The sequence below is a fragment of the Gemmatimonadota bacterium genome (assembly GCA_026706345.1).
Classification (GTDB): Bacteria; JAAXHH01; JAAXHH01; order JAAXHH01; family JAAXHH01; genus JAAXHH01.
In genome coordinates this window covers 34,519-43,318 of record JAPOYX010000014.1, presented here as the reverse complement: position 1 = coordinate 43,318, position 8,800 = coordinate 34,519, and the positions used below count along the sequence as shown (strand labels likewise).

Annotated in this window: 10 protein-coding genes; 3 read left to right on the top strand and 7 right to left on the bottom strand. The window is 63.0% G+C overall.

Features of this window, described 5'->3' with window-relative positions:
* Window positions 1–18 precede the first annotated feature (18 nt).
* Both OXG98_01375 and OXG98_01370 read left to right on the top strand, forming a co-directional pair.
* Window positions 19–195 carry a hypothetical protein gene (locus OXG98_01375; protein MCY3770664.1) on the top strand — a complete coding sequence of 59 codons (177 nt, stop codon included), beginning with the start codon at window positions 19–21 and terminating at the stop codon, window positions 193–195.
* 20 nt (window positions 196–215) lie between these two features.
* Window positions 216–818: a class I SAM-dependent methyltransferase gene (locus tag OXG98_01370; protein ID MCY3770663.1), complete on the top strand. Its 603-nt coding sequence runs from the start codon at window positions 216–218 to the stop codon at window positions 816–818.
* Window positions 819–831: 13 nt separating this feature from the next.
* Here OXG98_01370 and OXG98_01365 read toward each other — a convergent pair whose 3' ends face one another.
* Window positions 832–1,755, bottom strand: a complete 924-nt coding sequence (locus OXG98_01365) for a phytanoyl-CoA dioxygenase family protein (GenBank protein ID MCY3770662.1) — start codon at window positions 1,753–1,755, stop codon at window positions 832–834.
* 327 nt (window positions 1,756–2,082) lie between these two features.
* Between OXG98_01365 and OXG98_01360 the strand changes: the two genes are divergently transcribed.
* Complete coding sequence (locus OXG98_01360; protein ID MCY3770661.1) at window positions 2,083–4,014, top strand: hypothetical protein; 1,932 nt, start codon at window positions 2,083–2,085, stop codon at window positions 4,012–4,014.
* Window positions 4,015–4,057: 43 nt separating this feature from the next.
* Here the strand turns inward: OXG98_01360 and OXG98_01355 are convergent, their stop codons facing one another.
* The 6 genes from OXG98_01355 to OXG98_01330 form a co-directional block, all read right to left on the bottom strand.
* Entirely contained in the window at window positions 4,058–5,173 is a 1,116-nt protein-coding gene (locus tag OXG98_01355) for a hypothetical protein (protein ID MCY3770660.1), read from the bottom strand.
* A gap of 1 nt (window position 5,174) precedes the next feature.
* Window positions 5,175–5,777: an RNA 2'-phosphotransferase gene (locus OXG98_01350; GenBank protein MCY3770659.1), complete on the bottom strand. Its 603-nt coding sequence runs from the start codon at window positions 5,775–5,777 to the stop codon at window positions 5,175–5,177.
* Window positions 5,778–5,996: 219 nt separating this feature from the next.
* Window positions 5,997–6,788 (bottom strand): glucose 1-dehydrogenase, encoded by a 792-nt coding sequence (locus tag OXG98_01345; protein MCY3770658.1) that lies wholly within the window; start codon window positions 6,786–6,788, stop codon window positions 5,997–5,999.
* 42 nt (window positions 6,789–6,830) lie between these two features.
* On the bottom strand, window positions 6,831–7,814 hold the full coding sequence (locus tag OXG98_01340) for a Gfo/Idh/MocA family oxidoreductase (GenBank protein MCY3770657.1): 984 nt from the start codon (window positions 7,812–7,814) through the stop codon (window positions 6,831–6,833).
* A gap of 60 nt (window positions 7,815–7,874) precedes the next feature.
* Window positions 7,875–8,264 (bottom strand): hypothetical protein, encoded by a 390-nt coding sequence (locus OXG98_01335; GenBank protein ID MCY3770656.1) that lies wholly within the window; start codon window positions 8,262–8,264, stop codon window positions 7,875–7,877.
* A 14-nt stretch (window positions 8,265–8,278) separates the two neighbouring features.
* Window positions 8,279–8,797 (bottom strand): metal-dependent hydrolase, encoded by a 519-nt coding sequence (locus OXG98_01330; protein MCY3770655.1) that lies wholly within the window; start codon window positions 8,795–8,797, stop codon window positions 8,279–8,281.
* Window positions 8,798–8,800 lie beyond the last annotated feature (3 nt).

The window sequence follows — 8,800 nt, the reverse complement described above, 5'->3', positions numbered from 1 at the left end:
CACCACTAAGATGCCCCAATGACGCAACCAGCCGAATCCGAATACGATGCCATCGCCGGGGCCTACAAAGACTCCAAGCAACTGTCGTTTCGTAGTTACATCGAAGAATACACGCTTTTTGAAACGCTCGGGGACATCGGCGGGATGAAGGCGCTCGACTGGCCTGCGGCGAGGGATTCTACACGCGCAAGCTGAAGCTCGCCGGCGCCGGGGAGGTGCTCGGTGTCGACGTCTCGGCCGAAATGATCCGGCTGGCAGAGGCCGAGGAACGCACGCGCCCCACGGGTTGCCGGTATCTGAACCGGGACGCGGCGGCCCTGGTCCTGGACGAGCCCGTCGATCTCGTCGTGGCCATGTACCTGCTGAACTACGCCCGCGACGCGAACGAACTCCTTCGCTTCGTCCGGGCGGCCTACGGCGCGCTGAAACCGGGCGGGCGGTTCGTGGGGTTCAACGACAACGTCCTGAGCGCGCCCGGCGGAACGGTCTCATACGCCCGATACGGATTCGAAAAGGCGTACATCAGGAGGGCCGAGACGCCGACCGAAGGCACGCTAACCGAGAGTACGCAGTCCGGGGCAGCGCCGTCCGAAGGCGACCCTATCGTCTACCGGTTCACGAACGACGACGGCTCGCGGTTCGAGTTCAACAACTACTACCTCTCGCCGGAAACCTATCGCCGCGCCTTCGAAGAAGCCGGCTTTGCCGGTTTTCACTGGGTCGACCCGCAGTTGGATCCGTCCGAGCGGAACAACGGGTTCTGGGACGAATTCATGGCGGCGCCACCCATCATCGGATTCGCGGCGGTCAGGGAGTGAACGCCGCGAGCCCCTAGTGCGCCTCTTCCCTCATCTCATCCGCCGCCTTGCAGTTGCGGATCCAGATCTTGTCCTGCGTGGGTTCGTAGCCCTTCCAGGCGTAGGGGTCGGTGCCGGAAACCGGAACGATCGTGCGCCGGTCGGCCGTGGCGGGACGCTCGCCCTCCTCTATGCCCCACGGCAGGAGGCTCCACGCGTTGCAGTAGTGGTTGACCAGCACGCGGCGAGTCTGTTCGCTCCGGTTCTTGTAGGACCGATGCAGGAGATAGCCGTTGAAGAATACCAGGGCCCCGGCACGCACTTCGACCGGCACTTCCACCGACTCGTCGAAGCCGTGACTCTCGGGGGCGAAATCGAACTCGTCGGGGTTCTCGTGCGCGCGCTGGGGATAGAGGTAGCCATTGCGATGGGAACCGGGTATGACGTACAGGCATCCGTTTTCTATCGTGGCGTCGTCCACGGCGATCCACGCGCCGATCAGCGACCGGTCGCGCGTGGGGATGAAGATCTCGTCCTGGTGCCAGGCCTGGCCCTGGAACCGGGGCGGCTTGATGAAGTACATGGACTGCATGCACTTGACGCTCCCGTCCCAATAGGGCAGGTGGGCCGCGGTGATCTGGCTCAGCACGCCGCAGATCTTCGGATGGCGCACGTATTTCTCGATCACCTGGCTGACGAAGTGCGGCTGGTGTATGCACAGGATGCGCTGCAGCACGTCATCGTCGGTGTCGTCCGGACCAGGTGGATCGAGTCCCCTGCAGGGATACTTGCCCCGCGCCACGTCCACCAGGTCGTCCTTCAATTCCTGGAGCTCCCCGGCGGTCATCAGGTCGGGGACGACGAGATAGCCGTTGTCCACGTAGAACTGGATCTGTTCATCGTCCACGATCCGGGGGACTTCGATCGCGGGTTCGGTCTGCTGGGAAAGGTCGGTCATCGATGGCCTCGGCTACGCAGGGTTCGGGGTGGTGAATTCGAGGAGGGATGGAGTTGTTCCTGGAGTTATTCTAATTGAAAAGCGGGGGTTTTGTCAACCGCCATTGTCCCGCCGGGATTATTGCTGTTTTCGCGCGTGCATTCCTGTATATTATACGGGACCGTACCATGGTGTTCGCGCTTTCGATTGTGGATTGTGCCTGTAGATTGCGCCGAACATGCGCACGCGGTCCCGTTCCAACGGACCGCAGGGCTAATCCGGCGCCCCGTCTGATTCCAAAACGATTACACTGGTAACAATTGCCCGTAAAACAGCGAGGGGGAGATCGTGCTGAAGCCAGCGAACGGCACGCCGGGAGACGTGACCGATTTTTGCTATACGCGGATCGAATACGACGTCTCAGGTGGCCGCGAAGTCCGTAACGAAGAACTGAAGGTTCGGGACGACATGGACTTTCTGGGGGGAATAGGCCGGTCGTTCAAGATACTCGCCGAATACGAGGTGAGCGATCCCTTCGCCCCGGATGCCCCCCTGGTCATCAATTCAGGCTGCTTCACCGGTACGCAGTTCATGACCGGACTGCGGGCGTATTTCTCGGGATATTCCCCGTTGAAGCGCACCCGTGCGGGCATGCCCATGCCCGTGTGGTCGGCCATGAGCGGCAGTTTCGGACGCAAGTTCTCCTACACCGGCATCGGCGACCTGATTCTTACCGGGCGCGCCGCCGTTCCGAGCATACTCGAGATCAAACAGACCGAAAACGGTCCCCGCATATCCCTTATCGACGCTCCCGCACACCTGGTCGGCGCGCGGGTCCGGGACAAGATGGTCTACCTGAACGATCGCTACAACGACGACGCCAACAAGCAGTTCCCGGCCCATTTCGCCGTCCTCGGTCCGGCCGGGGAGCACTGGGAGACGGTCTGGTACGCCGCCGTGGTGGGCACGACGCAGGAACAGTTGATGAGCGGCGAGGACAAGTGGCGTTTCGCCGGGCGGCTCGGCATGGGATCGGTCCTGGGCTCCAAGAACATCATCGGCATCGTCGCCGAGGCGCCAAAGGATTACTACCGGAAGGGCGACGCCCGGCTGAAGGCCATCAACAACGAGATCGGCCGGGGCGAACAGAGCCGGGGGTACCGCCATCCGCACAACCGCGAAGGTCTGGGCGGCACGGGCAAGAACAGCAAGATCCTCGACGGATTCGGCGTACTGCCCTTCAGGAACTTCACGCCGCCGGGCGAAAACGTGGCCGTACCCGTGCACCTGGAGACCATGCGGGAGTCGGAGGATTTCATCGTCATCGACAAACAGTGCTTCGGCTGCCAGATCTCCTGCCACCAGGATTTCTACGACGTGCCGGAAGGCGGCAAGGACCCCGACTGGCGCCAGGCCCGGAAGAACCACGGGGACTATCTGGGCCGGTTCGAGTTCGAACCCATGGAGCTTTCCGGCGCCAATCTCGGCATCCTGGACCCCCACGCCAACCTGGAACTGGCCCGGCTCGACGACGACCTGGGGTTCGATACCATTTCGGTCAACGTGGTGCTGTCCTTCCTGATGGATTACAATGCCCGGGGCAACGGCACCGTCGCGGGCGGCGTCACCTTCGGGGACGCGGAGGGCGCGCGCCGTCTCAAGGAAGAGATCGCCTACGGCCGCGAGCCCCTCTTCGGGAAAGGCGTCCGGATGATCGCCGACGAGATCGGCGGCGAGGCCTTCGCCATGCATGCCAAGGGGGTCGAGTTCTCCGCTTACCTGGGACAGACCAATCCGGGCTACCCCTTCGCCGTCGCGGGCGGCCACATGTCCATGCGCACCTTCCTGCTGTACGTGATGGATCCGGACTGCAAGCCCGAGTCGGCGGACTACTGGGTCCATAACATCACCGAGGAAGGCTGGAAGATGGTGAACAAGGACCTGCACGGGGGATGCCTGTTCACCATGGCCCCACCGGACCAGGTCAGCGAAGGCATAGAGTCCGTTTTCGGGGTTGCCTTCTCGGCCGAGCGGGTGCTGGCCGCCACCTACCGGGCCCACATCCTGGGTTTCGCCCTCGAGCAGAAACAGGGAATCACCCCGGACGAATACGATATGCCGTCCGACGTCTTCGTCGGTCAGCCCAAGGGCGACCTGCCCGGCGTGCATTTCCTGACCCGGGAGATGTTCGAAGAGGTGCGGTCCAGGGTGCTGGAACGCCTGCACCGGGACGTGGAAATCCTCGGCTACGGTGGTCACGCGGCGCCCGTGTCCGGTTAGCAGGTCCGGCGGCGTCCCGACGCTCCAGCGCGGCGCGTCTGGCTTACAACCCCTGCCGCAGGGATCGCAGAAAGCGTTCCATGCCGTTAACGGCGTAATCCAGGACGTTCGCATTGTCGGGAAGACTGTGGTACCAATCGCGGACGACCCCTTCCGCGGGCTTGCCCGCGAAATTGTAACCCCGGTCCTCCCTTCCCCGTTTGTCCGGTTCCCATATCCACAGATACAGGCCCGCGAACCGGTCTTCGCCTTCCCAGGCCAGTCGCAAGGCCTCGTAGCACCTCCGCTGCGCCTCCAGGTCCAGGGGCTCCGTCGACACGTAGTTCCAGGGATGACCCGCGACGCCATCCTGGCTCATGTAGCCGATTTCCGTGAACAGCAGGGGTTTGTTCCACCGGGCCTGCCAGCGCAGCAACCCTGCCTTGACCGGCCTCCAGGCGGAGACCAGTTCTTCCACGGCGGGATCCTCCGAGTCCGATAGCTCATAGTAAGCCGAGATGCCCATGTAGTCGAGATCATCCCAGAAAGCGACCTGATCATACCGGTCCCAGTTCGCCGAATAGGTGAGTTGCCCGGGGTAGATTCCCCGCACTTCGGCGATGATCTCGCGCCAATGCCCGGTAAACCCTTCGGACGATACGAGCTCGGTGCCCACGCTCAGGTACTCCACGTCCATTTCCGCGGCCAGCCGGGCGTAACGCCGGACGAATCCGCGGTAACTATCGAACCACGCGTCCCAGTCGAGGGGGGCTATGACCCCGCGCCATTCCTTCTTCCGGGGGCGGTCTATGTTGACGATGGGCGTCAGCATGACTTTCAGTCCCAGCCGGTGCCCGTAGTCGATGACCTCCCGCACCACGCGATCGTGCTGTTCAGGCGTGGCGCCGTCCGACGGCCGGGAGAAATGGGTGACGGAATGTACGGAATCCTGCAGGAAGAAGACGGGAACGGAGAGGTGGGATGCGCCCAGGGCGGCGATTTCGTCCAAGGAGGACTTGTAGTAGGACATCCCCTCCGAGGCCTTGAAAATCCCCACGGCGACCCCTTTCTGCATCACGGGGCGGATAGCCGTGCGTCCCGACCAGAGTATGGTCAGGTCGAACAACAGCAGGCTGATGGCGAGCAGCAGACCCAGGAAGGGCAGGACGAGGCGGCGCATGCTATCTGCGCGGCGGGGCCTTCCGCTTCCGTCGGCCAAAGGCGGCGGGCGGAGGCGGGGCCTCCTTCAGTACGTCGATAAACTCGGAGGGAACACCCGTCGTCAGCATGACCGGCGAGCGATCGTAGAAGCTCACGCCGACCTCGGTGGCCTCCCAGGCCTTGATGCGAAAGACGACGGGCGTCTCCGTCTGGTTCCTGGCCACCTGCTCGGCGGTCTCTTCGGAGAGGGACAGGTGGACGTACTGCCGGTCGCTTGGCTGCAGGCCGCCGTTGGCAATGACCGAAGCGCGCGCGGGCACCGTCGCGTAGTAGAGAAACTCCGGGGGATCCGCGGGAGAAAGGCCAAGGTCGACGGGAAAACTGTGTCCGTAGCGGGCGCGGATGCGTTCCTCGTCCACCTCAAACCTTCGCTTCTCGGCGCCGTCGGCGATCTCCAGGATTTCATCCCGTGTCAGATCGTCGAACTTCTCCTGGACGGCCTCGACGATTTCGTCGATCAGCGCGTATCCCCGTTCATCGAGGACGATGGAGAATCTTTCGGGCTTGTGTCGGAGTATCAGGGAGAGGAGCTTGGACAGTCTTTCGTGTCGTCTTGGATCCATTGCGGGGTATCTTTCCTATGCTTTCCGTGAGGAGTATGCTTGTTCGAACTGTGGATTTGGAATCTATCGAGTATATGCCGGGCTTTCCGTCCTGTCAAGATCAATCCCGGCCGGCCGCGCCACGCGGAATTCGAGTTCGCCCCGGCCGGCGGGGTCGCGCAGTATTCGGGTTCGCCCCGCTGACCGCGCTTCGCCGAAACCAGGTTCGCCCCGGCCCGTTCAGTTCATTTCCATGCCGCCGTCGACGTTGATCGCCTGGCCGGTGATCAACGTGTTTTCATCGGAGGCGATGAAGACCGCCGCGGCGGCGATCTCTTCGGGCTCGGAGACCCGCTTGAGGGGTATTTTCTCTACGAGCCGGGCCCGTGCCGTTCCCCGCTCGTAGCCGAACAGGCGGGCACGGTCCTCGTCGATATGGTTCCACATGGGCGTGGCCACGACCCCCGGACACAGCGCGTTGACCAGGATCCCGTGGTCGGCGAGCGCAAGCGCCGCGGATTGCGTGATGCTGATGATGGCCATCTTGCTGGCGGCGTAGGCGCTGGAGTCTGCCCTTCCGTGACGGCCCGAGATGGAGGACATGTTGATGATGCGGCCGCCGCCGCCCTGGTGGATCATCTGGCGCGCGCCCGCCTGCATGCAGAAATAGGTCCCCTTCAGATTGAGATCCATGGTCTGGTCCCATTCCGTTTCGGTGAGATCGAGAAAGGGCTTGATCTCCACCCGGCCCGCGTTGTTGACCAGGATGTCCAGCCTTCCGAGGAACGATACGGCCTCATCGATCATGGGTTCTATCAGGTCGATGCGGACCAGGTCGACCGTCAACGCCGCGGCGGTGCCGCCGTTGTCGCGGATCAGGCCTGCCGTGGCTTCGGCGCTTTCCAGGTCGATGTCCACGGCGGCGACATGGGCGCCCTCCCGGGCCAGTCTCACCGCGATGGCCTGGCCGATCCCGCGGCCCGCACCGGTAACGATCGCTCTTTTGTCCGCCAGACGCCCTGTCCCACTCATGTTCGGTCTCCTGGTTCTCCTGATCCGGAGCGAGCCGGAGGACTACCCGGCAACCTTAACCGGTTTTCCTGCTTCGACCGACTGGTAGGCCGCCTCGCTGACCTGGGATACGGCGAGGGCGAAATGCGGGGGATCGTACCCCTTCCCCCCGTTCCGAATCAGGCGAAAGAACGCGGCGTCCGGCGTGTCCTCCCGGATCCTTCCCGGGATCTTCAGCGGTTCGTCGTTCAACAGGACCGATTTGACCTGCCACTGGTGCAAATGGAACACCAGGCTGCCCTCGCTGCCGTGGATCGCGATACGTTCGTCATGACGGGAAGCGTTTCCGAAAGTGTTCAGCGTGCCGTACGCGCCGCCGGCGAACCGCACGGCCACCACCATGTTGATATCCACCGCCTTGTCCAAGTTGTCCAGAAAGGCGCTCACCTCGAGGGGCTTCAGATCCGTAATCCACAGCGTGGAGGCCACGAGATGACTGCCCGTGTCCAGGAACATGCCGCCGCCGGAGAGCGCCGGGTCGAGCCTCCACCCGTGCGCGCCGCCCCAGTTCTGCGTGACGTAGGCCACCACGCCGCGGACTTCGCCGATGGCACCCTTTCGAATCAGCTCCCGGGCGTAGACATGCGGAGCCATGAAATTCCGCTGGTAGCTGACCATGAGAACCCGGTTTCGCGCTGCCGCCTTGTCGATCAGCGCGCGCGTATGGCCGGATGATATGGTGAGGGGCTTCTCGACGAGTACGTGCAGGTCGCGATCGAGCACGTAGTCCACCTGCTCGTAGTGCAGGGCGTGGGGCGAACTGACCATCACCGCGTCCAGCTTATGATGTCGAATCATGTCCCGGTAATCGGCATGGAAGGGCACCTGCCCACCCCAGCGTTCCATCAACGCCGTAGCCGCATCCTCTGAAGTATCCGCGACCGCGGCGAGATCCACGGCCCCGTCGGCCTTGATGCGCGGCACATGGGCCCCGCGCATGTTGCCGCCGCAGCCGATCAGTGCGATGCGCAACCGCTTCTTAGCCATGACGAGAACTCCAATCCGGGCTCGGCGTCTGACGGGGGAATGGTCGGAAGCTGTCTCACGTTATGGCGCCTGGTCCCGGACCGCCTGTACTTTCGCTCTCTTCTCCTCTTCCAGCCGTTCCCGTTCCTGAACCAGTTGCTCCCGCAGGGCGTGTACCTGCTGCTGGAACTCGGGACCCTCCGCCCGGGCCGCGAGCGCTTTGATCTTCGATTCGGTCATGATCTCCTGTTCCGCGATCTTGGCCTGGTATTCCTTTTCCAGGTCGCCGATCGCCCCTCGCTGCTCGTCTGTCAAACCGCCGCCCTCCTGCGCGCCGGCGGTCTTTTCCATGGCGATTTCCAGTGCGCTTTTCATGATACCTCCGATTTGATCGTTCCAGCCGTTCAGGCCGTTCAGGCCATTCAGGCCGTTCAGGCCGTTCAGGCCGTTCAAGCCGTTCAGGCCGTTCAAGCCGTTCAGGCCGCCTACTTCACGCCGAGGAGCCGGCGGAAGCGCCTGGTGGTTTCCTCGATGTAGCCGTCCAGTATCAGGTGACTTGCGTAGGCCGATACCGAAACGACGTAGCAGACGATCGGAAAGGACTCGACGGTCTGTTTCAGATACATGGGGACGAGCAGGAAGAGCGCCGGCACCAGCAGCATGGCGAGCCAGGTGTGGGTCCACCCCCTGTGCTTGCCGAGCAGCGGAAGCATCGCGCCAAGGCCCAGCAAAGCCGCGGTCCTGTAATCCCCGATCAAGATAAACCATATGTCGAGCAGAATCAACAGGCGGTAGAACAGACGCTGGGATTTGCTCTCGGTATCCACGTCCGGGAAACAGGCGGACAGCATCCCGATGGCGAGCAGCAACAGGACCCTGGGCCAGACGTCGAGCGTCCTGTAGGGATCGAGATTTTCGGTCCACCACAGGCCGACAACGCAGAGTACGCCTGCAAACAGCGTGGCGGCGAAACCGCCCCATAGATGTCCGCGGAAATCGGCCATGAG